20 protein-coding genes and 1 tRNA gene are annotated in these 24,271 nt (G+C 57.4%); 12 read left to right on the top strand and 9 right to left on the bottom strand.

Annotated elements, in window-relative coordinates; translation table 11 throughout:
* Positions 1 to 27: 27 nt before the first annotated feature.
* The 5 genes from accD (at position 28) to M5R41_19615 (ending at position 3,600) form a co-directional block, all read left to right on the top strand.
* The gene (gene accD / locus M5R41_19635; protein ID MCZ7558605.1) at positions 28 to 870 is read left to right on the top strand and encodes an acetyl-CoA carboxylase, carboxyltransferase subunit beta; all 843 of its coding nucleotides are present in this window, start codon (positions 28 to 30) and stop codon (positions 868 to 870) included.
* A gap of 4 nt (positions 871 to 874) precedes the next feature.
* Positions 875 to 1,729 carry a pantoate--beta-alanine ligase gene (gene panC / locus M5R41_19630; protein ID MCZ7558604.1) on the top strand — a complete coding sequence of 285 codons (855 nt, stop codon included), beginning with the start codon at positions 875 to 877 and terminating at the stop codon, positions 1,727 to 1,729.
* 5 nt (positions 1,730 to 1,734) lie between these two features.
* Complete coding sequence (locus M5R41_19625) at positions 1,735 to 2,091, top strand: aspartate 1-decarboxylase (GenBank protein MCZ7558603.1); 357 nt, start codon at positions 1,735 to 1,737, stop codon at positions 2,089 to 2,091.
* Positions 2,092 to 2,158: 67 nt separating this feature from the next.
* Positions 2,159 to 2,923 carry a sugar phosphate nucleotidyltransferase gene (locus M5R41_19620; GenBank protein ID MCZ7558602.1) on the top strand — a complete coding sequence of 255 codons (765 nt, stop codon included), beginning with the start codon at positions 2,159 to 2,161 and terminating at the stop codon, positions 2,921 to 2,923.
* 35 nt (positions 2,924 to 2,958) lie between these two features.
* Entirely contained in the window at positions 2,959 to 3,600 is a 642-nt protein-coding gene (locus M5R41_19615) for an L-threonylcarbamoyladenylate synthase (GenBank protein ID MCZ7558601.1), read from the top strand.
* 303 nt (positions 3,601 to 3,903) lie between these two features.
* On the opposite strand, the gene M5R41_19610 is transcribed toward M5R41_19615, so the two are convergent.
* From M5R41_19610 to M5R41_19600, 3 genes are all read right to left on the bottom strand, one after another.
* Positions 3,904 to 4,203: a hypothetical protein gene (locus M5R41_19610; protein ID MCZ7558600.1), complete on the bottom strand. Its 300-nt coding sequence runs from the start codon at positions 4,201 to 4,203 to the stop codon at positions 3,904 to 3,906.
* A 3-nt stretch (positions 4,204 to 4,206) separates the two neighbouring features.
* Complete coding sequence (locus M5R41_19605) at positions 4,207 to 5,619, bottom strand: undecaprenyl-phosphate glucose phosphotransferase (protein ID MCZ7558599.1); 1,413 nt, start codon at positions 5,617 to 5,619, stop codon at positions 4,207 to 4,209.
* A gap of 220 nt (positions 5,620 to 5,839) precedes the next feature.
* Positions 5,840 to 8,080 carry a TonB-dependent receptor gene (locus tag M5R41_19600; protein ID MCZ7558598.1) on the bottom strand — a complete coding sequence of 747 codons (2,241 nt, stop codon included), beginning with the start codon at positions 8,078 to 8,080 and terminating at the stop codon, positions 5,840 to 5,842.
* A 98-nt stretch (positions 8,081 to 8,178) separates the two neighbouring features.
* Here M5R41_19600 and M5R41_19595 point away from each other — a divergent pair, with 98 nt between their 5' ends.
* Positions 8,179 to 9,381, top strand: coding sequence for an RsmD family RNA methyltransferase (locus tag M5R41_19595; protein MCZ7558597.1), 1,203 nt, complete (start codon positions 8,179 to 8,181; stop codon positions 9,379 to 9,381).
* An 80-nt stretch (positions 9,382 to 9,461) separates the two neighbouring features.
* Here M5R41_19595 and M5R41_19590 read toward each other — a convergent pair whose 3' ends face one another.
* Both M5R41_19590 and M5R41_19585 read right to left on the bottom strand, forming a co-directional pair.
* Positions 9,462 to 10,841: a dipeptidase gene (locus tag M5R41_19590; protein ID MCZ7558596.1), complete on the bottom strand. Its 1,380-nt coding sequence runs from the start codon at positions 10,839 to 10,841 to the stop codon at positions 9,462 to 9,464.
* A 308-nt stretch (positions 10,842 to 11,149) separates the two neighbouring features.
* Positions 11,150 to 12,841 (bottom strand): ATP-binding protein, encoded by a 1,692-nt coding sequence (locus tag M5R41_19585; protein MCZ7558595.1) that lies wholly within the window; start codon positions 12,839 to 12,841, stop codon positions 11,150 to 11,152.
* Between the two features lie 144 nt (positions 12,842 to 12,985).
* Between M5R41_19585 and M5R41_19580 the strand changes: the two genes are divergently transcribed.
* Complete coding sequence (locus M5R41_19580; protein MCZ7558594.1) at positions 12,986 to 16,288, top strand: carboxypeptidase regulatory-like domain-containing protein; 3,303 nt, start codon at positions 12,986 to 12,988, stop codon at positions 16,286 to 16,288.
* Between the two features lie 265 nt (positions 16,289 to 16,553).
* Here M5R41_19580 and msrA read toward each other — a convergent pair whose 3' ends face one another.
* From msrA to M5R41_19560, 4 genes are all read right to left on the bottom strand, one after another.
* A complete protein-coding gene (gene msrA, locus M5R41_19575; protein ID MCZ7558593.1) occupies positions 16,554 to 17,213 on the bottom strand; it encodes a peptide-methionine (S)-S-oxide reductase MsrA in 660 nt (219 codons plus the stop codon).
* Positions 17,214 to 17,408: 195 nt separating this feature from the next.
* Entirely contained in the window at positions 17,409 to 19,400 is a 1,992-nt protein-coding gene (locus M5R41_19570; protein MCZ7558592.1) for a protein-disulfide reductase DsbD family protein, read from the bottom strand.
* A gap of 308 nt (positions 19,401 to 19,708) precedes the next feature.
* Positions 19,709 to 20,326, bottom strand: coding sequence for a uridine kinase (gene udk, locus M5R41_19565; GenBank protein ID MCZ7558591.1), 618 nt, complete (start codon positions 20,324 to 20,326; stop codon positions 19,709 to 19,711).
* Positions 20,327 to 20,589: 263 nt separating this feature from the next.
* Positions 20,590 to 20,673: transfer RNA gene (locus tag M5R41_19560), tRNA-Leu, on the bottom strand.
* Positions 20,674 to 21,100: 427 nt separating this feature from the next.
* Here M5R41_19560 and M5R41_19555 point away from each other — a divergent pair.
* Genes M5R41_19555 through M5R41_19535 form a run of 5 tightly spaced genes read left to right on the top strand, consistent with a single transcriptional unit; the run spans position 21,101 to position 24,056 of the window.
* The gene (locus tag M5R41_19555; GenBank protein ID MCZ7558590.1) at positions 21,101 to 21,751 is read left to right on the top strand and encodes an energy transducer TonB; all 651 of its coding nucleotides are present in this window, start codon (positions 21,101 to 21,103) and stop codon (positions 21,749 to 21,751) included.
* Between the two features lie 26 nt (positions 21,752 to 21,777).
* On the top strand, positions 21,778 to 22,248 hold the full coding sequence (locus M5R41_19550) for a hypothetical protein (GenBank protein ID MCZ7558589.1): 471 nt from the start codon (positions 21,778 to 21,780) through the stop codon (positions 22,246 to 22,248).
* A 16-nt stretch (positions 22,249 to 22,264) separates the two neighbouring features.
* Complete coding sequence (locus tag M5R41_19545) at positions 22,265 to 22,720, top strand: hypothetical protein (protein ID MCZ7558588.1); 456 nt, start codon at positions 22,265 to 22,267, stop codon at positions 22,718 to 22,720.
* Between the two features lie 7 nt (positions 22,721 to 22,727).
* Positions 22,728 to 23,585 (top strand): NHL repeat-containing protein, encoded by an 858-nt coding sequence (locus M5R41_19540; GenBank protein MCZ7558587.1) that lies wholly within the window; start codon positions 22,728 to 22,730, stop codon positions 23,583 to 23,585.
* A 33-nt stretch (positions 23,586 to 23,618) separates the two neighbouring features.
* Complete coding sequence (locus M5R41_19535) at positions 23,619 to 24,056, top strand: single-stranded DNA-binding protein (GenBank protein ID MCZ7558586.1); 438 nt, start codon at positions 23,619 to 23,621, stop codon at positions 24,054 to 24,056.
* The last annotated feature ends 215 nt before the right edge of the window (positions 24,057 to 24,271 follow it).

Genomic DNA, 24,271 nt, shown 5'->3' with positions numbered 1-24,271 from the left:
CCATTCACATCCAAGTAACCCTCTGCCATGGCCTGGTTCAAACGTAGCACGAGCAATATCGATTCCCAATCAAAGCGCGATATCCCCGACGGATCGTGGGTGAAATGCGAAAGCTGCTCACAAATGATGCATATCACGCAACTCGCTGCAGCACTGCATACCTGTGTCCACTGCGGTGCATCCTTCCGCGTGTCCAGTGACCAGTACATCGCTATCCTCCTTGACGAGGGAAGTTTCAAGGAGCATGACCGCAAACTTCGCGCCACGGATCCGCTCGAGTTCGTGGATACGAAGGCCTACAAGAGCAGAATCGATGACACAATTAAAAAATCGGGCATCAGCGACGCAATGCGATGCGGTATGGGAAGCATCGGCGGGCATGAGGTGTCCGTGGCGGTAATGGATTTCACCTTCATCGGCGGCAGCATGGGTTCCGTCGTGGGTGAAAAAATCGCGCGATCCATCGATCGCGCGCTGAAGAACCGCTGCCCGCTGATCATCGTGTCGGCAAGCGGAGGAGCCCGTATGATGGAAGGCGCCTACTCGCTGATGCAAATGGCGAAAACCAGCGCGCGATTGACGCAACTGCATGACGAAGGCCTTCCCTTCATCTCCATCATGCTCGATCCCACCACCGGAGGCGTCACCGCGAGCTTCGCGATGCTGGGGGATGTGAACATCGCGGAACCGGGGGCCTTGATCGGCTTCGCCGGTCCCCGCGTTATCAAACAGACCATAGGACGCGACCTGCCCGAGGGATTTCAGCGGGCGGAATTCCTGCTCGACAAAGGCTTCCTTGATCTGGTCGTACCCCGCAAGGAAATGCGCGCGACGGTGGCAAAGCTCCTCACCCATCTGAAACGGAGCTGAACACGTGCTCCTCATCGACAGCATCCCGCAGATGCAACGTACAGCAGATGAGCTGCGCATCAACGGGAAACGCATCGGCTTCGTCCCGACCATGGGCGCCCTGCACCAGGGACATCTGGATTTGATCCGTACCGCCGCGCAAACCTGCGATACGGTCGTCGTCTCCGTTTTTGTCAATCCCTCGCAGTTCGGGAAAGGCGAGGATTTGAGCAGATATCCCCGCAATCTCGAGCGTGATCAGGGCCTGGCGGCCGATGCAGGTTGCGATATTCTCTTCGTTCCCGACGCGGATGCGATCTATCCCGAAGGTTTCTGCACCTGGGTGCAGGTGGAAGGCCTCGGCGGCCTCCTGGAAGGGGCTTTTCGGCCTACACATTTCCGCGGGGTGACCACAGTTGTCACCGCCTTGTTCAACATCGTGAAACCTCATCTCGCAGTCTTCGGCCAGAAAGACGCCCAACAGGCCCTCATCATTCGACGCATGGTGCGCGATCTGCACATGGACATCGAATTGCATATCGCCCCGACCAGGAGAGAAAGCGATGGACTGGCAATGAGTTCCAGAAACACGTATCTTTCCGATTCGGAGCGTGAGAGAGCTTTGGCACTTTCGCGCGCCCTCACTCTCGCTGAAGCCGCTTTCCGCGGCGGAGAACGCGATGCGCGAATTCTCCGCGAGTCTGTACAGAACGAACTGCGTTCCGGCGGCGTTGACACAGTGGACTACGTGGCACTGGTTGATGCGGAGAACCTCGAGGAACTCGAATGGATAGAGCAGCGTGCGGCGCTGCTCGCAATTGCCGCCCGCGTCGGTACGACCCGTTTGATTGATAACACGATATTGAAAGTGACCGAATAGAAATCATGAAGCGCATAATGTTCAAGTCCAAAATCCACCGTGCACGAGTGACGCAGGCGGAATTGTACTATGAAGGCAGCATCACCATTGATCAGGACTTGATGAAGCTGGCTGACATCTTCGAGTACGAAAAGGTGCAGGTGGTGAATGTCAACAACGGCAATCGCTTCGAGACCTATGCGCTCAAGGGTGAACCGGGGAGCGGCGTCATTTGCCTCAACGGCGCGGCAGCGCGTCTCGGGCATGTGGGCGACGAAGTGATTATCATCACTTACGCCGAGTACGCCGATACCGAACTCGAAGGCCATAAACCCACGATTATTCTCGTCAACGAACATAACGCCGTCAAGACTGTATTGTGACGACTCCGCGACACACCGTTTCCCCCGCCCCGACGCCGATGTTCCCAACAGACATCAACGGCACACCATGAGCGACCGCCCTCTCGCCGCTGTCATTATGGCCGCAGGCCAGGGAAAACGGATGAACAATCCGGATCTGGCCAAGGTGATGAATACGCTCGGAGGCATCCCTCTCGTGCAACACGTGATACGTCTCGCGCGAACCGCTGGCGCCGACCCGATTATCGTCGTTGTGGGACATCGACGCGAGCATGTAATCGCCTTTCTGAGCGAGCAGGAGCCGGACGTCACCATCGCCGTCCAGGCGGAACAGCTGGGTACCGGACACGCAGTGCAGCAGGCTATCCCTGCTCTCAACGACTTCGATGGCGATGTTCTCATCCTCTCCGGAGATGCGCCTCTGACAAGACCGGAGACCCTGCGCGACGCACTGGCAGTTCACCGCGAAAGTCGGGCGAGCGTCACCGTGCTCACCGCGGTCCTCCCTGATCCAACGGGCTACGGCAGGGTGATCCGGGGAGACGACCAGCGCATCATGCGCATCGTCGAGCATAAGGACGCGACCGACGAAGAGCGTGCGGTGCATGAAATCAATAGCGGCATTTACGTGTTCGAAATGAATCCGCTGGTGGATGCGCTCGGCCGTATCACCAATCAGAACGCACAGGGCGAGTACTATCTCCCGGATGTGTTCGAACTGTTTTATCGTGATACCCGCGTGATGGTGCCGTTCGAAGTTGCGTCATTCGACGAACTGCGCGGTGTCAACACGGTGGCCCAACTCCAGGAACTCGAAGAAATCTATGCAGCGCGCCAAAAGCGCGCGGAGTGAATCCGACTGTTTCCCGTTCACAGACGTTCAGTGCGATGGCAACACGCGTTACTATTCACCCCGAAAATCCCCAGTCCCGCCTCATCGACATGGTTGTCGAGAAGCTGCAGCGCGGCGGCGTCATGCTGTACCCCACGGACACGGTATACGCCATTGGCTGTGATATCAACAGCAAGGCCGGACAGACACGCATACGCAAACTCAGAAATCTGCCGGACGACAAACCGCTGACCTTCGTCGCCGCCTCCATTTCGCAGATATCCGATTATGCAAAAATCTCGGACAACGCCTATCAGGTAATCCGCCAGCTCGTCCCGGGGCCGTATACCTTCCTGCTTCCGGCGACAAAGCTCGTGCCGAGCCTGGTGCTGAATCCGAAACGGAAAACCACCGGCATTCGTGTGCCGGATCATTTCCTCTGCCAGACCATTATCGCGGAGCTGGGCAATCCGGTCATTTCCATGTCCGCAAAACTCCCTGGCTGGGAAGAACCGAGCAGCAACGATGAACTGTTCGACCTCTTCGATCCCCTCGTGGACATCATCATCGAATTCGACGCGGAATATCGTTCACCCGACGGCGACCATCTCTCGACGATGATCGATTTCACCGGCGATTTGCCCGAGATAATTCGTGAAGGCCTTGGAATCGAATTGGCAAGCCAGGTGGTGGTGTAGCCGGGCAAGAGTGAAACGTGAAAGGATGGGTTCAACTCTTCACTTTTCACCCATCTTGCCGCAGTGTCGGCAGCAGTGTATCGCCCGCAGTGACAGTTTTTCGGAATTGTAAACAAACACGCATGTTCGCACCCAACGGTTGTTGGGGTCGGAGACCGCAGGCAGGAGATCGAAGATTCGCCGTCGCAAACTCCCTGCGGCGAGATAAGATGAAGTCTCGCCCTTCGGACCTTCCCGTCGTTACACGTTTAACGTTTCACGTTTAACGTTTAACTCCCCCTTTCACTTTTCACCAATTCATCCCTACGCCGCGCTCTCTTCCCCTGTGTCGCGACGCTTCCAGAAATACGTGCCGTACAGAATCGCTTCGAAAAATGTGACGAGCAGAAGCGATACGGTATCCGGATCGAGCACCGTGCCGAATCCCTCCTCCGGATAAATGAAATTGACGATGAAGCCGGCCATGGTCCACCCCACGGAAAAAATCACTCCCACGAAAGCGAGCGACATGAAGGCATCGGCGAGCTTATGGTCGAAGTAGCCCTTGCTGAAGGCGTACACCGCACCGATGATGTGCAGATAAAAAATGATGATGGCGATCATGGGTCAGTATGCGTCCTTACCGAAAAAAATGGCGTACAGCGTTTTTGCGATGATGCGGAGATCGAGCCCGAAGGACCAATTCTCGATGTAATATAAATCGTATTTCGTTCGCTCCGCTATGGGCACTTCGCCGCGCAATCCATTGACCTGCGCCCAGCCGGTGAGCCCCGTTTTCAGCCTGTGCCGCTCCAGGTACTTCGGGACGTAGTTACGAAACTGCGAGACAAATTCCGGCCGCTCGGGCCGCGGACCGACTACACTCATCTCTCCGCGAAGAACGTTGAGAAATTGCGGCATCTCGTCGATGCTGAGGCGACGCAGGACACGTCCTATCCGTGTCACACGCGGATCCCCGCGCTTGGTCCATGTGGGACCGGTCGCGCTCTCCGCATTGACACGCATGGTGCGGAATTTCAGAAGTTCGAATTCTTCACCCTCGAGCCCTACCCTGATCTGCCGGTAAAACACCGGACGCCCTGATTCCAAACGTATCACGATGGCGATGAGGGCTGCGAAGGGCGCGAACAACGCCAGCACCAGAATGCTGAAAACAATATCGAAACTCCGCTTCGCAATACGGCTCCAGGTGCTCATCGGCATTTCTTTTACCGCCAGTAAGTGCGTGCGAAACATTTCGCGCACCCGCAAACGCGAGGGCGTAATCCCGATGACGTCGGGTTGGATGAGAATTTCCACGCTGCGCCCTTCGAGCCTGTGAAAAAGCTCGTTGAGCAGATCATGTTCACCGGAAGAAAAACACGCGATTACGCATTCAATGCGCTTTTCTTCCACAGCGGCGGGCAGCGCATCCAGCCATCCCACATTCTCCGCATCAACGCTGTCTATGCGTTCGCCGTCCTGCGCTACGTATCCGCACAGACGATACCCCAAACCCGGCTGCATGGTCATCTGAACGGCCAGTTTCTGTGCCACGGCATTGCTGCCGGCAATCAGGACGTTGCGCAACTCCCGCCCCCGGCGATACAAATACGTCTCATAACGCAGCACCAGCACCCTGCCGGCAAAAATCAGCACTATGGCAAGTACCCAGACGAATCCGAAGACAATACGGGAATAGGAAAATGCGCGGAAAAAAAATGTCAGACTGAACACGATCAGCATACCGAAGCTCACCTGCTTCCCGATCTGGAAGAACTCCATGCTCAAGTCCACATCCCGGCGCGCACGATACACACCGCGGCGGCTGAACATGGCCAGCCAGACGGGTGTGACGAAGAGAGCCCCCAGAAGGTAAAATTCGAGAGGTGGATACCCTTTTGTTACGGGAATGAGCTGCGTGAGCGGACTGTCGAAGCGCAGGATGTACGACAACACGAAGGACAGGACAATTGCCACCGCATCCGCGAGTACGGCAAGGAAAGGAATCAGGACATCATTGCGGCGCTGTCTCGCCATGGTTGCTTCGCGTGTTTGTCACGTGTAGTAGTACCTGCCGTTGACGATTGTACAAACGGCGGGCGTCAATTCCTGGAGACGAGAGCGACTGATCGTACGGATTCGCGCATACCTGTTCGCCGCCATCCCGCTTCAGGCAGCTCTCGGCGATGCTGCGGCTGCAGCCGCAGCCGCAGAGAAATCCGTGGGCTATAAACGCGGGCTCCCGACCGATGGCGGCCTAGAATTCCACGCGCACATTCACCGTCGGCAATATCGGGAGCATGTCAATGCGCTCTCCGGTGGTCCGGTCGAAGTAGAACATGTTCTTTCGATCATAGACGTTCAGGACGCTCGCTTCGAGAATCAGCTTCACGGTCTCGAACTGAAATGCTTTTGAAGCGCTGACGTCAAGCCGGTGATACGACGGTAAACGGCCGCTGTTCTTCGGACCGAGCATGGTGTAGGGCTCGCCGGGATCGGTGGCGTATCCTCTTCCATCGAACAATCCGCCAAACTGCAGTCGGTCATAGAAGCCGATGATCTGGGAGAACGGCAAGCCGGTACCGAACTCCCAGCGCACGTTGAAATCCCAGCCATCGAAGGGCTTCCAACCGGCGATGAGATTCAGATTGTGCCGACGGTCATACCGCGGGCTGTAGGTGAAATTGCCGACCGTGCGTTCGGTGAAACTCAGCGTGTACGACACCATGCCGTAGTAGCGCGGGAGGCGTTCTTCCAGAAATACTTCCAACCCGTACGATGCACCGTCCGCGCGTATAAAATCCGGATCGGAGGAATCCACCTTATCGCGGTTGTATTCCAGAAGATTCGAAAGATCTTTGTAGTATCCCTGAAGATTGAAGGTGAATCCGGGGATGAATCCCGCGCTCCCTTCTATTCCGAGGATGTAATGATCCGCTTGCTGCGAGGGTTCGTCACTGCTGATGGGTATCCAGGTTTCGAACAGCGACACAACATCATCTTCGTTGGTGATGGTCACCACGCGCTGGTGAACGCGGGCGTACGAGGCCTTGAGCGCCATCGCCGAGCTGAGATCGTAGCTCAAACCGAGCCGCGGCTCGAACGCGTCGCTGCTGTGCGCGGAGAGAAGACTGAAAATATCGGACCGCACGCCCAACTCGACCGAGAATGGCCGGAATTGCTTGAGCTTGTACTTGAACCATACACCGGTCTCGCTGCTCTTGCGGAATTCATCCCGGCTGTAATTCGCCGCATTGACAAAGCTGTACCGGTATTCAGGCAGTCGGAACATAAATCCGGCGCCGTACATATCCCCGGTCTCCTGAAAATACGTCACACCGCCGTTGAAGTAGACGTCATTCACCTCCGAGGTGCGTGGCGTGATCTGCGCATTGTTGCGTGGACGTAACTCACCTTTGAAATTGCTGAAGCTGAATGTCGTCTCGATCAGATACTTGTTCTCGAGCACCTGAAACCAGCTCAGACCGTATGCCCCGTTGTTCCAGCGATACTCCGGGTCAAAACCGGATGAGGGCTGAATGATGTCGCCGCTGAAAAGGGTGTGCAAAGACAACCGGCCGCTCTCGCCCGTCGCGACATTGGCGCGGGCGATGACGTCGAAGAAGTTGAACGGCGTCTCCTGACGTACGAATTTTTGCAATACATCATCGAGAAAACTCTTGCGTACCGACAGCATCCAGGATCCTTCCCAGGGTGTCGGCCCCTCCAGCAAAGCCTTCCCGGCCACCTGACTGATATTGATTTTCCCCGCGAAGCGGTTCTTGTTCCCTTCACGGGTACGGATGTTGATCACCGACGAAAGCCGGTTGCCCCAGTGCGCCGGGAAACCGCCCTTGAGAATTTCCGCCTCCTTGATAGCGTCCGCGTCGAAAATCGAAAAAATTCCCAGTGCATGGAACGGGTTGTAAATCGTCATGCCGTCGAGAATGATCAGGTTCTGATCTCCTCCGCCGCCACGCACGTAAAACTGGCTGCTGACGTCGCTGGTGGCCACCACACCGGGCAGCACCGCGATCGTGCGAAAAAGATCCGCCTCCACCGCTTTCGGCACGATGGAAATTTCCGCCGCCGAAATGGGCATGGTGCTGATCTCCGTATCGTAGCGCACCCTCCGCTCCGCCGTGGTCTCGATTACATCCATTTCCAGCACGGTCGGCGCGAGACGCATATTGAGCGTGACAATGCTGCCGGCAACAATCGTCACCTCCAGCTCCTGCGTCCCATACCCGATCAGTGTTGCGCGCAGTTTGTGCTTGCCTGCCGAAATATTGCCGATGAAGTACAAGCCGTTGGCATCTGTCGCGGCACCGGCGCTGACGGAAGGAATGTAAATGTTGACAAGCGACAGCCGCTCACCGGTAAGCGAATCGGTGACGATACCCCGCACACCGCCCGTTTGCTTCTGTGCATGGAGCGGGGCGGCAAACAACACGGTCAGGGAAAGGACGAGACAGCAGACTATGGCGCGAACCTTCATGGAGTCACTCTTTGTGGACAAGTGTCGGGTGGTACCCCCGGTCATCCGGAGGAAAAACCGTACTTTGAGGTGAACAACAGGAAAGAACAGACAATCCCATGGCTTTTCGATTTACACCGGAGCACCTGAGCTTCCTCTCGTCCGAAGCGGCGGCTCTCGTGGATGAAGCGCTTCGAGAGCAAACTGAAAAATACTCCGATTCACTCAGAATACAAACAGCGTTGCGTAAACGCTTTCCCGGTATGGAGCCGCACTACCTGCGCGCCTGTCTGGAATTGTGGCAACTCCGTCCGCGTCTGCAGCATAAATGCGGCATGCATCCCGCATCCTGGTGCAGCAGAGATACCCTTGAAATGGCTTCATCACAGGCAACCGCGCGGCTTCACGCCAACATGCTTCCCGCGGGAGGACGCATTCTGGACTGCTGTTCCGGCATCGGCAGCGACGCTGTCCATCTTGCACGTCACAACGAAGTACTCTGCATCGAAGCCGATCCCGTCACCGCGCGCATGTGCAGGCACAATCTCCGCCTCGTCCATGCCCGGGCCGCGGTGCTCGCGGGAACAGCCGAGTACTGGGCTCCGGCGCTGCAACGCGGCGCCTTCGACGCCGTGTTTGTCGATCCCGCGCGCAGGGACGACACACGCCGCGTCTATGATGCGGAGCACGCCAGTCCCCCGCTGTCCTTCGTGCAGCGCTCCTTCCCGCTCCTGCCTCTGCTGGTGAAAACCGCTCCGGCCGCCGCCCTGTCCGACACGTCCTGGGGACGTCTATGGGTGGCGCATCAGCGTGAATGCAAAGAGCAGTTGCTGCACAGGGGGCTCGACTTGCCCCTGCGCGGCGTGATCGATGCGACGAGCGGCGTCACCTGGTCGCCGGCCGGGGTTGCCCCGCCTCCACCCCGGGAAGCACAGTGGTTGATCGAACCAGGCAGCGCGGTCATTCTTTCCGGCATGGTCGCCGAATACCTCCACGAACAAGAAGCCTGGCCCATCGATCCGCACATCGCCTATGGACTCAGCGCCGCGCGTCCGACCAACGCACCGCTCCATCAGAGCTTCCGGATTCTTCGCATGGAGCCGTATCATGAAGGTCGCCTGCGACAGGCTGTGCGGGACCTCGATCTCGGTCCCGGCACGGAAATAAAGAAGCGCGGCTTCCCCCGCACGCCGGACCAGATCCGCGCGGGATTGAAACTTTCCGGCAGGAACAACGGCGTCATCCTCATTGCCAGAAAAGGGGATGGACATGTCATGATTTTTGGAGAAAGAGATCGTGCCCCGATGGACGAGAGTGCGTAACGAAACGCCGGTCAAAGGACCGGCGTTTCTTTTTTTTCATCGGCATCCGCCACTCCGGCGGTTGCGAACGTTCCTGCGGGTCAGCTCTTGACTTTCGCGTATTCCTCGAGGAAAGCCGAACTTGTAAGCAAGCCGTTCTTGAACTGCGAAATATCGAATTTCTCGTTTGGCGCGTGGAGATTGTCGTCGGGAAGTCCGAAGCCCAAAAGTATCGCTTCCACGCCAAGCAAATGCTGAAAATCCGCGACGACAGGAATCGAACCGCCTTCGCGCGTGAAATACGGATCCTTCTTGTACACGGATTTGATCGCTGCGGACGCGGCCTTCATGCCGGCAGAGTCCAGCGGGGTCAATGCCGCGTAGCCGTTGTTCTTGTACAGGTGCACATCCACCTTGACGGTATCCGGCGCGACGGAAAGTACGTATTCTTTGAACAGCTTTGCGATTTTGTCGGGATCCTGATTGGCCACGAGACGCATAGAAACCTTTGCGCTCGCCTTGGCGGGCAGTACCGTTTTGACACCGGGGCCGGTGTGTCCGCCGAATATCCCGTTGATCTCGAACGTGGGACGTGCGCCCGTGCGTTCGGCCGTGCTGAAGCCCGCTTCGCCGAACGTCTTCACCGCGCCGAGCGACTTGGCATACTTGGCGTCATCATGCGGGACTTTCGCGAGTTCCGCCCTGTCCTGCTTCGTGAGCTTCACGACATCGTCGTAGAAGCCGGGAATCTTCACCTTGCCGGTTTTCGGATCCTTGCACTGCACGAGAATTTCGGCCAGCACCTGGATCGGATTGGCGACGGAGCCGCCGAATGTGCCGCTATGCTGGTCACCGTTCATGGACGTGACCGTGAGTTCGAGATAGGTCAATCCGCGCAGACCGTAGGTGATGCTCGGCATTGTCGGTGCCAACATGTGCGTGTCGGAAATGAGAATGCTGTCGCAGGCGAGCAGCTTCTTGTTCTTCTTCACAAAGTCCGCAAGATGTGTGCTGCCGATTTCCTCTTCACCTTCGACGATCACTTTCACATTCACCGGCAACTCGCCGACGGTTTTCAGCCAGGCCTCGAGCACTTTGAAATGGATGAAAACCTGCCCCTTGTCGTCCGCCGATCCGCGCGCGAAAATTTTCCCGCCCTTGATTTCCGCCTTGAAGGGGTCGGTTTTCCACAACTCGAGGGGTTCCACCGGCTGCACATCGTAGTGACCGTAAATCAGGACTGTCGGTTTTCCCTTGGCGCCGAGCCATTCGCCATACACCACCGGAAAACCCTTGGTCGGATACTGTTTCACATTGCTGAGTCCGGCACTCTTGAGCTGTTGCTCAACGAAATTCGCCGTCGCCAGCATGTCGGGTTTGTTTTCCTCATTGGTCGAGATGCTGGGTATGGCCAGAAAATCGATCATCTCCTGCATGAAGCGGTCATGGTTGGCTTTGAAATACTCGGCTACCTGTTTCATGGGGCACTCCTGATGGTGAAATGAAATCGTGACAGTTCAAAACACAGTAATGTACGAATATTTTCCATGCCGCATAGAAAAACACATTACGCGCAAGACCACGCTCAAGGCCATGTGCGGGCAAGGCCACGTGTCGGCCTTGCGTAGCTCTGCCCTGGTTATCTCCATGACACGGAACGATGTGCCCCGCAGCGACGCATCACACCCGTGCTGTCGGAGGAAAAAAAACGGAATCCTGGAGCGACGAATATGCGCGGAGTTCTCCGGCGGAAGAAACCGGCGTTTCGGTTTCAACGGTACCTGAGGAATTAGAGTACCTTCGGAAGCGCTACGGCCGGCATCGCCTCCTCATCGACGGCGGCGAGAAGAATCGTCACCTCCGTCCCTTCACCCTTGCTGCTCTGTATTTCGATGCTTCCGCCGCACATTTCGATATACCGGCTCGTGAGCGCCAGACCGAGACCGAGCCCTTCATAGGGCCGGGCATAGCCCCCGACTTCCTGGGAAAACGGCTCGAACACATGCGATCGGTACTCCTGCGAGATACCGATACCGGAGTCCTGTACGACTATCCGGGCGACACCGCCTCGGTGTTCGGTCCGTACCCGTATGAATCCCGCTTTTGTATATTTGATGGCATTATCGAGCACGTTCGCGAGGGATTGCTCGACACAGAATCTGTCCACGCGGGCGACGACCGCTTCATCCGGTGCCGTGAATTCGAGTTGCAACGTTTTTTTCTCCGCGAGGGTCCGGTACTCGGAAACGAGTGATCCAATCAATGGCACGAGATCCATTGCCTCGATATTCGGACGGAAAGCACCCGTTCTCAGGCTGGACAGTTGCAGCAGATGCTCCACCGTGCGCATCAATCGCCCGCTGGCCTGATGGATGTTGTGCAGATACTCCGCGCGTTCGTCGGGTGTCGTTTGTGCGTCTGCATGCACAAGCGCCACATAGCCGAGGATGATATGCAGCGGGGTACGAATTTCGTGTGATATGGATGCGATAAACGCATCTTTCATCCGGTCGGATTCCTCTGCGCGTGCGAGGGCGACGGTCAGTTCTTCGCTGATCCGGGTGCGGTGCTCTACTTCGTTCTGCAAATCTTCATTGGCTTTTCGCAATTCGCTGGTGCGATGTTCCACCAGATTTTTCAAAATCTCTCTGTTCCGGACGAAGAGCAGAAGCAGCACTGCGAGTAAGAGTGCGATAACGCCGCTATATACGCGAACATCTCTCATTTTCTGTTGTACGACGGCATCCCAACCTGCCAGCGGGGCGGCATAGTACGTCCACTCGCCACCGATGAGCATGACGCGTTCCCGCTCGGCCTCCTCCGCAGGGAGTGTCGGCGATCCGAAGAATACCGACGCGTCTCCCGAGCGAAGCGCATAGCGGTTCACAGCGTCTTCCGGAGAAATTCCCGCCTCGACGAGAAGATCGGGAATATCGATCACAATGGCGGCAAGTCCCCACACGTTTCCATCGGGCCCCAGCAGGCGCAGGCGGCCCACCATCCCCAGTCCGCCCTGCAGCAATTCGATGGGACCGTTGAGAACAACGCGATCCGTCCGCATCGCTTCGGCGACAGTGCGTCGAACGGGTTCCCGTGCGTCGGTAAGTAAATTGTGTCCGAGGACATTCTGATTCCTCGTCACGGGCCAACTGTAGGTAATCCGTCCGTCCTGTACTATTTGAACGGCCCGAATGCAGGTAGCCCGTCCGACGATAGAGCGGGCGATGCGTTCGAATTCGCGGTCAAGCCGGGAAACGGATGGATCGGCTTCGACAAAACTCTTGATGCCGTACAGGAAGGAGATTTTGCTGTTCACCGCCGCGGAGAGCACAGTGGCTCTGTCGGAGAGACGGTCCTTGACGTCCGATGCAAGCTGGCGCCTGACACCATGCACATACATTGCATCCACCGCATACCAGAGACCGAGCAGCGGCAGAAACAGGACAAGAAACCACAGAAATTCGCGTGCGTGGACCTTCATAGGTGCGGACTGTGCGGTTCAGATTCAATGGGTTGTGGAAATGCACATCACAAATGTACGGAGAAATATTCAGTACGTGTAACTTTTTCTTATCGGGCGGTGTCATTTTTTATTATCACGTCCTGAAGTAAAGGAGGCAAAGCCATGATTCGTGTTGTACCGCTCAGCATCCTTCTTATCATAGCGCTCTGCTGCACCTCGGCGGCGCAGAACAACCGTTATGCCCTGGAGATCAGTCCTCTGGGCACGGCCTCAAACCCGGTAATCGTACAGACCGGCACGACGCTGAATTTTACCGCGCGCTTGTTTGAATTCACACCCGCAGGCAAAATCGAAGTGCCGAATATCGCCGTACACTGGTCCGTGGATCCCGCCTCGTTCGGCACTATCTCATCGACGGGACAACTCCTCCCCGGGCCGGTAAATTCCACCACGGCATCCGCCCATGTGATCGCCACAGTCGCGACAGCGGGGATGACCCTGCAAGCGTCCTCACGGGTAGCGCACAGCAACAGCAATACCGGACATTACACCTTTACCGGTGTAGTCACGACGGCGGCGAACCTCCCGATCCACAACGCCAGAGTGTCCGTGATGAGCCGCAGCGCGACGCCGTTTCTTCTGACCGGACTCACCAACTCGAACGGGCGATATGCCATTCAGGTCCCGGCCGGCAGTTACAGTGTGTACGCCGAAGCCTCCGGGTACATAGCGGAGTATTTCGACAATGTCGCCACGATCAACCTTGCGACAGTATTCACGACGGATCCCGCGAAGCCGACCTACGACAATATAGATTTCGTGCTCGGAACAGGCGGCAGTATTTCAGGAACCGTCACGGACGCGTCGAGTGGGCATCCCCTCCCCGGCATACACGTCGCCATTGAAATCGCATCGAATACCCGGCCTCCGACCTCTTCTGCATGGACCGTGCAAACGGGGAACGATGGGAAATACACCATCAGCGGCCTCGCCGATGGGCAGTACACCGTGTTTGCTCAAGGGAAAGATTTCATCACCGAATGGTTCAACGACCAGAAAGACAGAAACAACGCCAACCCGGTGCTTATCGCCGGCGCCTCCCAGGTCACCGGCATTGATTTCGCGCTTGATCAGCGTCCGCCGGATCCTGTGTACTCGATCAGTGGACAGGTGTTGGACGCAAGCAGCCAGCCGATCGCACATGCCACAGTCATGGCTTCGGGAAATCCGTCGTCCAATCGGCCGATCATCACCGCCGTGACCGATCAGAACGGCGAGTACACACTGACTGTTCACGAGGGCAGCTGGATCGTCTGGGCGACGGCACAGGGCTTTGTTCCCGAATGGTTCGACAACGCCGCCGGTCCAGGCGCGGCCACACCCGTCGTACTCACCTTCTCGTCACCCGTTCGGAGCGGAGTGGATTTCTCGCTCGGCACTGGAGGAGCAATAGAGGGTTACGTCGTCAATGGCGCGACCAACACGCCGCTTGCCGGCGCGACGGTCGCCGTGCTATCGGGTCCGAACAGCTCAACTCCGGCCGGAGGGATAAGCAGCCACGCAGTGACGGATCAAAACGGATTTTACCGCATTTCCGGACTAGCGGCCGGCGATCATTACGTCATGGCGCAGGCGCAGGGATTTACGCCGCAATATTTCGATATGGCGGCAACACTCACACTTGCGACAAAGGTTGCGGTTGTTGACGGCCAGACCACCACGGGAATAGACTTCGCCCTTTCGCGCATGCCGGGCATTTCCGGCATGGTCACGAATGAAGCGACCTCCCAACCCATCGTCGGCGCACATGTCATTCTGGATGGCGTGAACACCCGCGCGGTGGCCATTACCGATGTAAACGGGAACTACCATCTCACCGCCGCTCCAGGTACGTACAAGGTACGCGCCTACGCGCCGGGCTATGCGGAAGAATGGTACAATGAGAAAGCCGACTACCAGTCCGCGGATGATGTGCTCGTGCCGCAGAACGGCGATGTGACCGGCATTGACTTCACCCTGACACGCCATGGCGGATCCATTGCCGGAATAGTACTCGATGAGAACAGCAATCCCGTGCCTGGTGCGCAGGTAACCGTTTGGATCAATACCAGCGCACCGAGTAACAGCACGGTTACCGGTTATGGAAAGGCTACGACCGATGCGCACGGCGCGTACAGTATAGACGCGCTTCCCGCCGGCAATTATCTTGTGCGCGCTCAGGCAGCGGGCTTCATTCCGGAATTCTACGACAACGCGACCTCGCCGCAGACCGCCACTCTGGTGCAGCTGACTGCGAATCAGGCCGCCACGGGCATAGACTTCGAACTGACGGCCGGCGGCGGCATCAGCGGCACCATCACCGACGCCTCCACCGCTGCGCCCATAGCGCATGCCTACGTGCATGTACGCGGGGCCCTGCGCGGTGTCGAATTCGGCACCCGCACCGATGCGCAGGGGCAGTATCGCATCGAGGGGCTTCCGAGCGGGAACTACACGGTGTTTTTCGCCGCTTCCCGCTATATCGGTGAATACTACGACGACACCCGGGATCCCGCTCAGGCCACGCTTGTCACAGTCACCGCGCCGGCCATCGTCACCGGTATCAACGCCGCGCTGACCCCGGGCAACAACGGTCCGCGCAAGTATAACGGCAGTGTCACCACCGACAATCCCGCGATGTCGTGCTTCGTGTTGGTTGAAGCCATCAATCCCGATAATGGTCTCAGCATCATGACCACCACCGACCTCCGCGGCGGGTTCAGCCTCGATGCCTGGGACAACGCCATTATCCGGGCGCGCGCCATCGGCCACGTCGGAGCCTACGCGGGCAACACCTACAACTGGAAGGAAAGCACGACGAACGGCTTCACGGGCGAGATCAACTTCCAGCTTTCCGCAATCACCGAAAGCGGTCTGGCGGAACTGACCGGAACGGTGCGTGACGCCTCTACCAACAGCCCTCTGGCCGGTGCGTGGGTGTACGCCTTCGACGCGTCAGGAGCACCCTATTTCGCTGTCACCGGCCCCGATGGCTCGTACAGTATTCCGAACACGGCAAACGGCGATCTGAATGTGATGGTGTCCGAAGTGCGTTACGAACCGACCCATGAAACGGGCGGTGTGAGCGATGCGCATGGCAACGCGGACATTTCGGCGCGACGCACGGGGCTCACCTCGGTAGATCGCAAGCCGGCAGCGCCGTCTGCGTACGCACTCAAACAGAATTATCCGAATCCCTTCAATCCATCCACCGCGATCGCGTTTACGCTGCCGAAGCAGACAAGAGCCATGCTGCGTGTTTTCAATCTGCTCGGTCAGGAAATCGCCGTCATCGCCAACGGGACTTTCAATGCCGGTACGCACGCCGTCACCTGGAACGCTGATGGCGTACCATCCGGAATCTACCTCTACAGGCTGGAGGCGGACGGCAAGGTTCTCACGCGACGGATGATGCTGACCAAATAATTTCTCCCATAACACGACGCAGTGCGGCCGGTCTCGCTATGAGGCCGGCCGTACTGTTTTACAGCGAAATTCCGCGCAGCAATCCGTACACGGATTACGCGGATGGGAACGGATTTGCGCGGAGGAAAGGTTGCGGGGGTGGAACGAATGATTTTCGGACAGCTCCCCTCGACAATATCATCCGCGTGTATCCGCCTCGATCCGTGTGATCCGCGCACCGATCCGTGTGATCCGCGCAGCTATGCCTCCGTATCACGTGCACGAATCATTCCAGACCGAGTTTCTTCAGTTTCGGGCGAATGACCACCTGACAATAGGGCGCGTTACGGTTGTTGCGGTAATAGTCCTGATGATAATTCTCCGCAGGGAAATACTCGGGCAGCGGAGAAATTTCAGTAACGATGGGATCATCGAATCCCGCCTGGGCCTGTTTCATCGAAGCAATCGCCTGTTCACGCTGCGTTTCGCCGATGTAAAAAATCACCGACCGATACTGCGTTCCGACGTCGGCGCCTTGCCGGTTCAGTGTCGTCGGGTCATGCGATTGCCAGAACATTTCCAGCAATGCGTCGAAACGGATAACGGCGGGATCGAAGACGATGCGCGCAACCTCGGCGTGTCCGGTCTCGCCTGTACAGACGTCCTCGTATGTCGGATTCGGTGTATGTCCACCGGCGTACCCGGCATCGACGGAAATCACTCCGTCGAGCTGTTCAAACACCGCTTCGACGCACCAGAAACAACCGGCGCCGAATACCGCGGTGTCGGTCTGCTCAGGAGAAACTGTCTGCTTCGCGCGCTGTGGCTCGGTCATTGATGTACCTCCGGCTACGGGTTGTTTGATTCCGCTGTCCTGGCGCTCGACCTGGCCGCAGGAAACGGTTAGCAGAAGCGGAAAGAGAGCGGCTATAATGAATGTGTTCATGGTGTATCCTTTTCAGTGCACTCCGCAATAACACGGAATACCCCCGCGGCATTCCCACAATGCGGAAGCAGGCCGGAGAAAACCGAAAACGGCAAGTCCCCGCGCTACAATGGATCAGAACCAGGAATGTGCGGTCGTGCCCACAAAAAAAGAGGAGCGTAAAAACGCCCCTCTGAAGTTCGGAAACAGGCAGGATCAGCCGTTGGCTTTGCGCAGGCCTTCCTGAAGAAAACGGATAAATTCTTCCGGCTTACGAGTCATCCCCGGAAAAGACGTCAGCGTCTCGTCCTCTCCCGACATGGCGACATACAACGGAAGCGCGACGGTGCCGAAGCGCTCTTCCTGGAACAGGCGATTGTTCTCGTACACCTTGCCCTGTCCGTCAGTGTAGAGCTTTACAAGCACGTATTCGCTGAGCAGGGACTTGACTTCGGCCCGCGTAAAAATATTGCTCTCCATCCATCGGCAATTCGTGCACGCGAAGCCCGTGAAGTCAATGAAAATGGGTCGCGAGCTTTCCTTTGCCACCTTCAGCGCTTCTTCATAGCTGGAATACCATTTTTCCTTGTCCGCGCTCTCCGGTCCGGTGTCGAGCGCAGCCGCAGCTGAGGATCCCATGCCCGCCGCCTGAATTGTTTCCTGGTAATTCATCGGTGGGAGAAAGGCGTCCAACTCTCCCAGGGGCTTATCCCCGAGACCGGTGTAGATGTACACCGAGATGCCGAGGAAGAAGACGCTCCACATCATGCGGATAACGCCTACCTTTTCCAGCTTTGTGTCGTGCGGGAGAAGGAAAAAGCCGAGCAGGTAGCCGGTGATGAGTACGCCGATGCCGACCCAGAAACTCAGGAAGAGATCGCGGCTCAGTATTCCCATGCTCCAGATCAGATCCACGTTGGAGAGGAATTTCATGGCTGCGGCGAGTTCGAGAAAACCCATCACGACTTTCACCGAGTTCAGCCAACCACCACTCTTGGGCATGGATTTGAGCCAGGACGGAAACAGCGCCAGCAGGAAAAACGGCAATGCAAACACCGTCGAGAATGCCAGCATGCCTACGATAGACCACCATATCTCGCCCTTGGCCGCGGCCACCATCACCGTCCCGACGAAGGGCACCGTGCACGTGAAGCTCGTGAGCGTAAAGGTCAGTCCCATGAGCAGCAAGCTCGCGATGCCCTGTCCGCTACCGGAGGCCACCGTCAGTTTCGTAAGAATGCCCGATGGTACGACGATCTCGAACAGGCCGAACAGATTCAGCGCGAACACGATGAACACCAGCGCTATGAGGATGTTCATCCATGGATTTGCGGCGAATTGATTGATCCCCGATGCGCCGAAAATCAGCGCGAGGAGGATGCCCAAACCGGTGAAGGTGAAAATGATGCCGAAGGAATAAATCAGCGCATCGCGTACGGAGTGCCAGCGCGTGGCCGCTTCCCGCTTCGTAAAAAACGACACGGTAATCGGAATCATCGGAAAAACGCAGGGCGTGAGCAGCGCCAGCGCGCCGACGGACATCGCCAGCAAAATGTACGACCAGAGTCCCTCCTCGCGTGCGCGTTCCACGTCGCGTTCGTCGCCGTAGCCGGTGGGACCGTCGGTGTTGTCGGCATCGCCGGGAGCGTCCTGCGGGGTGATCGCGGCAGCGGTGTCCGCAGCGGGCGTTTCCGCGCTTTGGCTTTCCTCCGCAACAGCAGCCGTTTCGGCGGCTTCAATGGTAAGATCGACGGGAACTTCCACCGTTTTCGGCGGCAGACACATGCGGTCGTTGCAGGCCATGAACGTCACTTCCACGATGGCCTTCTGCTTGCCGTTTTTCGCGTTTTCTTTGACCATCGCCGGGACGGTAAATGTCACGTCCTTGTCGTAGTATTCCGTGTTGACACCGAAGTTTTCGTCGAACTTAACGATGGGTTTTGGTTGGCGGATCTTACCCGCCATTTTCAGCGGAGCGGTGTCGGCGAAGGCGATTTCCGTGGGTACCGGCCCCTCCTCGACGGGAGTGGTGGAATACACATGCCAGCCTTCGTTGAGTTTGGCGCTCACTTTAATGTCTATCTTGTCACCGGGTTTTACCGCCGCCGAAGGTGCGGTCGCAGACCAGCGCGCTGCTTCCTGGGCCCTGCCATTGACAAAAATGATGAGAGAAAGGAGTGCTGTGCTGAGGATAATGCGAGAAGTCATGATGTACCGTTCGTTTCGGTCGATCGAAGTGTAATTAATAAACTTACGAAAATCGCGGGCGGGCGGCAATGACCGTGAAAATGCCCTGCCGGACAATTACCCTGCCCGAACAAGTTCGATGTTCCACGGTCAAAAAAAGATTCGGAGAGTGTAAACACCGGGCATGACGATACCGGACGCGCGGTCTCCAGGTGTTACCCGGACAATGGGCAGTATGCGGTACACGTTCCTGCCGATACGGGCGCTCCGGTGCGTATCGGGGTGCCGGGTGCCGGAAGCACAGTGCTTTGCGACAATCGCGGGGAGGGTTATTGTTGCATTCTGGCGTATATGAACGCGACGACGGCCTCCACGGCTCGCGGATTGTCGCCGCCGCGGGGTACGACAAGGTCCGCGAATTGCCGGCTGGGTGCAACGAACTGTTCGTGCATGGGACGCACCGTTGCGCAGTATTGCTCCCGCACGGAGGTGAGGGTTCTGCCGCGCTCGGACACATCGCGTTCCGCACGACGGAGTATGCGCAGATCGGCGTCGGCATCGACAAAAATGCGCAGGTCCATCTGATCGCGAAGGGCCGCATCGGCAAGCACGAGTATACCCTCCACCAGGATGACGGGCTTGGCCGGCACATGAAGGCGTTCTTCCCGCCGCGAATGCGTGCTGAAATCATACACGGGCTGCTCGATCGCTTTCCCCTGACGCAAGAGCGCAAGATGACCTGCGCAAAGTGCTGTATCCAGAGCGTCAGGATGATCGAAGTTGATCGCTGCACGATCGGCTTCGGGCATGGCCGCAAAGTCGAAGTAATAGGCGTCGTGCTGGAAAAGCGTCACGTTCTCCTCCCCCAGCAGGCCAATGACGTTGCGGGCGAATGTGGTCTTCCCCGATCCGCTTCCACCTGCGATACCTATGACTGTACTTTCCATGCTTTGTCCTGCAGCTGCCATACGAAAGACAATATTAGGGAATCCTCAGCATGATGAAAAATCGCGGGCGCATGATCAGTCCGTTCCACCGCACTTTCTCCGCCATCGACTTCCATTTTCCTTCCGGGCGGCAGATGCCGGGATCAACACGTGAGGTATGCGGACACGAAATCATACATCTCCAGCTTGAATGGCAGACTCCACCAGCTTTCACACACAAATCCTCCAAAAAACAAAAAGCCCCGTACCGAGGTAGGGGCTTGTGCCTGGAACAGGAGTCGAACCTGCACGTCCGTCCGGACACTACATCCTGAATGTAGCGCGTCTGCCAGTTCCGCCATCCAGGCGACGGAGATTTGTAATATACACAGGTTTTTTGCGGAAACAAAATCGATTTACAATGGGGGTTAAACGTTAAACGTTAAAGGTTAAACGAAATACACCTCAGCATGAGGGTCACGACAACGGGAGAGGTGAAGAGTGAAATGGTGAAGGGTGAAGGGTGAAGAGCCCGAAGGGCGACACTTCCTCTAGCCCCCAGCTTCAGCTGAGGGGCCACGCGCACATCACGGCCTCAAGCAAACTCAGCATGAGGGTGACGACAACGGGAGAGGTGAAGAGCCCGAAGGGCGACGGATCTTGTAACCCGGGGAACAATCAACGCAGCTCAGCGGTGAAAAGAGATTGACAAGTTGACAATCCTCGTGACGTGCGGTATATTGTTTATGCTTGGAACGAGGGCACTATTCACCCGAAGTACGACAGGATTAGACGATGGCCATCGAAAAAATCGGAAACGCTGACATCAGGTCGAAAACCCGACGCTGGTTCGAGATGTCGCTTATCGTTTCCCTGCTTCTCATCACAGCCGCCTTTAAATTTTTCCCGCAGCTCGAGCGGGAGCAGGTCGTGATCAAAGCGTCAGAAGAAATCGTGAAAGTCCAGGACGTGGACAATACGCGTCAGGAAAACCGTCCTCCGCCTCCTCCCCGCCCGCCCATACCCATCGAGGCGCCGAATGCCGACGTGATGGACGATATTGATATCACCTCGGAAATCGATCTCGATACGCAGATGGAAGCCCCGAAACCACCTCCGGCAAAGAAGGTCGAAGAGGAGGAAGAAGTCTATTTTGAAGTGGTCGAAGATCCGCCTGAGATCATCGGTGGTCTCGAAGCCGTGAAAAAGCATCTGGTGTATCCGGATCTCGCGGTGCGCGCAGGCGTGGAAGGCACGGTTATCGTGCTCGCCTATGTCAACAGGGACGGTGCGGTGACGCAGACCAGTGTCGTGCGCGGCATCGGCGGCGGTTGCGACGAAGCGGCCATGGAAGCAGTGAAGAAAGTCCGCTTCAAACCCGGCATGCAGCGCGGAAAGCCGGTGAACGTGAAAGTGAGCGTTCCCGTGCGCTTCCGCCTCAACTAATCTTTCAAAAGACAGGTGAGTGATTCATGAAAGCACGTCTCCTCCCGATCATCGCCCTGCTGCCGATTGCGGTCCTCTTCAGTGCCTGCACGGCGGACGCGGTCACGGATTCGCTGTTCATCAACTACGGCCCGATTAGCATTTCCACGGAAAAGGCCGGCGGACAGACCACGCTCAACGGCAGCATCACCATCCGGCTTGTCAACAGAACCGAGAAGCAAATGAATGTGGGCTTCCTCGAGTCGGAACTTCTGGATGCGAACACCGGTGAGGCGCTCGTGCGATTCAGGCCGATCATTCCCGACTCCTACGGCTCCATTTCCACCGCACGCCTGTTACCGAAGGAAACGCGTGACATCCCCGTGGTCATGCCGCTCGGTTTGACGGCTTTCGACGTTTCGAAACATCCGATGGTCATCGTCGGCATGTCCTTCCAGACCACAGACGGATACCGCAGCGATGCAAAGAGTCTGCCGGTTGTCGTCACCGCGAAGTAAGGCAATCCTGTTGAGCATGGCGCTCGCCCTCGTGGCGGGCGCCTGTTCTGTTTCAGGCCCGCCCGATCACTCCGGAATTCTCGACGTACGGGAAATCGAAGCCCAGGTATGGAACGACGCCATGCCGGGATCGAAGCCTCGCTGCAACGTCTCCTTGCACCTTATGGTGACCAATGTCACGCGTGATACCATCGGTTTCCGCGACGCCGAGGCACAGTTGTTCGACAGTCGCAGCGGGCAGCCCCTCCGGCGCTTCCCTCCGGCCCTGCTGGTCAACGACCAACCCCGACGCGCCTTCGTTCTGGCACCCGGCGACAGCGCCGCTCTCCTCTTCCGATCCCCCTCGTGGGGTGTGGAACCTGTGAACATCGGTGAGCACCCAAGCGTGCGCGTCAGCGTTCGGATGTGGACAAGTGCCGAACGTCCCCTTCTCCACACCAGCGAAGCGACAACCATTTTCGAAACACAGTAGCATCGTCATGCGCCTCCCCTTGCTCTGCATTCTCTTGTTGGGACTGGCAGCCGGCGTCGCGCGGGCACAAGACCTCCTCGTCGAGGAGTACCGCTTCGGCGATTTTACGTCCGCCCATGCAATTGTCATGGATCAGTTCGGCGATGTGTACGTGAGCGATGCCGGTTCGTCCATGCTCAGAAAATTCAGCATCAAAGGCGCATTGCTAGCCGAGATCGGTGGGCATGGCTGGGACGTGACGCAGTTCGATCAGCTCCGCGGCATTGACGCCTCGCTGGGGGTGGCCGTGTACGCCGCCGACCGCGGCAACAGGCGCATCGTGCGGCTGGACCGCAATCTGAATGTGGTTGCTTCTCTGGGCACAGAGGATGCCGCGCTCGATGTCGGATACCCGATCGATGTCGCCGCTTCCAGTTTCGAGACCCTGTTTATCCTTGACGGTGAGAATGCGCGCGTCCTTGCGGTCAATGGTTTCAGCAGTGTGGCGCGCAGTTTTGGCGGCATCGAGGCAGGCGAAGGCCGCTTGCGCAATCCGGTAGCGCTGGCCCAGGCGGGCAGCGAACGGCTGTACGTCCTGGAAGCGGAGCGCGTCGTCGTGTTCGATCTCTTCGGGTCCTACCGCTTTCAATTCGGCAGCGGACAGTTGCGCGATGCTCGCGGAATAGCCGTATCGGACGATCGCGTCGCGGTGGTGCTGCCGGACGCACTTCTGCTCTACTCCCATGAGGGGAGCTTGCTGGCGAAATTCGACACCACCCGCCTGGCGCTCGCCTCGGCAGGGCAAGAATTTCGGGACATCGCGTTTGGACGAGATTTTCTCTTGATTCTCACCGAACGAACCTGTATACTGATACCCGTCAATTAACTTTTTTAGGGAACATTGTAAGGAGTTTTTCTCATGGCGTACGGTCTGAATAAGGTGCAGCTCATCGGTCACCTGGGTGGTGATCCCGAGCTCAAGTACACCGAAAGCAACATTCCGGTGGCGAATTTCAACGTTGCGACCAATGAATCCTACAAGGATCAGAACGGCAATCTCGTAGAGCGGACCGAGTGGCATCGGTGCGTCGTCTGGCGCAAGCCGGCCGAGATCCTCCACGAGTACCTCAAGAAGGGGTCCAAGGTGTACATCGAGGGTAAGCTGCAGACCCGCAGTTGGGACGACAAAGACGGCAACAAGCGCTACACCACCGAGGTAGTCGTCAACGAATGGGTGTTTCTGGACAGCAAGGGCGGAAATGGCGGCGACCGTGGTCAGGCGCCTCCTCCGGGTGAACCGCCCGCAGGTCCCTCGAGTGCGACGGATGCAGGCGACAAGGACGACCTCCCGTTCTGAGCCCCGCGAGCTGTGAAAACACGAGCACTCCCCTTCCCGGGGAGTGTTTTTTTTTTTTCGGTGCACACCGTACGTAGTCTGGGATGGATGAGAGTCTCCGCAGCAGCGTAGCGGAAGCGATTCATTCGAGTCTGTGCACACGGCTATGAAAAGAGTTATGCAGATTGACTCCTCGAGGTGTAACTTTACGGTCCTTCATGTGTTACTCACAGAAT

It is taken from the genome of Bacteroidia bacterium, from assembly GCA_027493955.1.
In the GTDB taxonomy this organism is placed as follows: domain Bacteria; phylum Bacteroidota; class Ignavibacteria; order SZUA-365; family SZUA-365; genus JAOSJT01.
The sequence above is the reverse complement of the archived record's forward strand: the minus strand, read 5'-3'. Positions and strand labels throughout refer to the sequence as shown.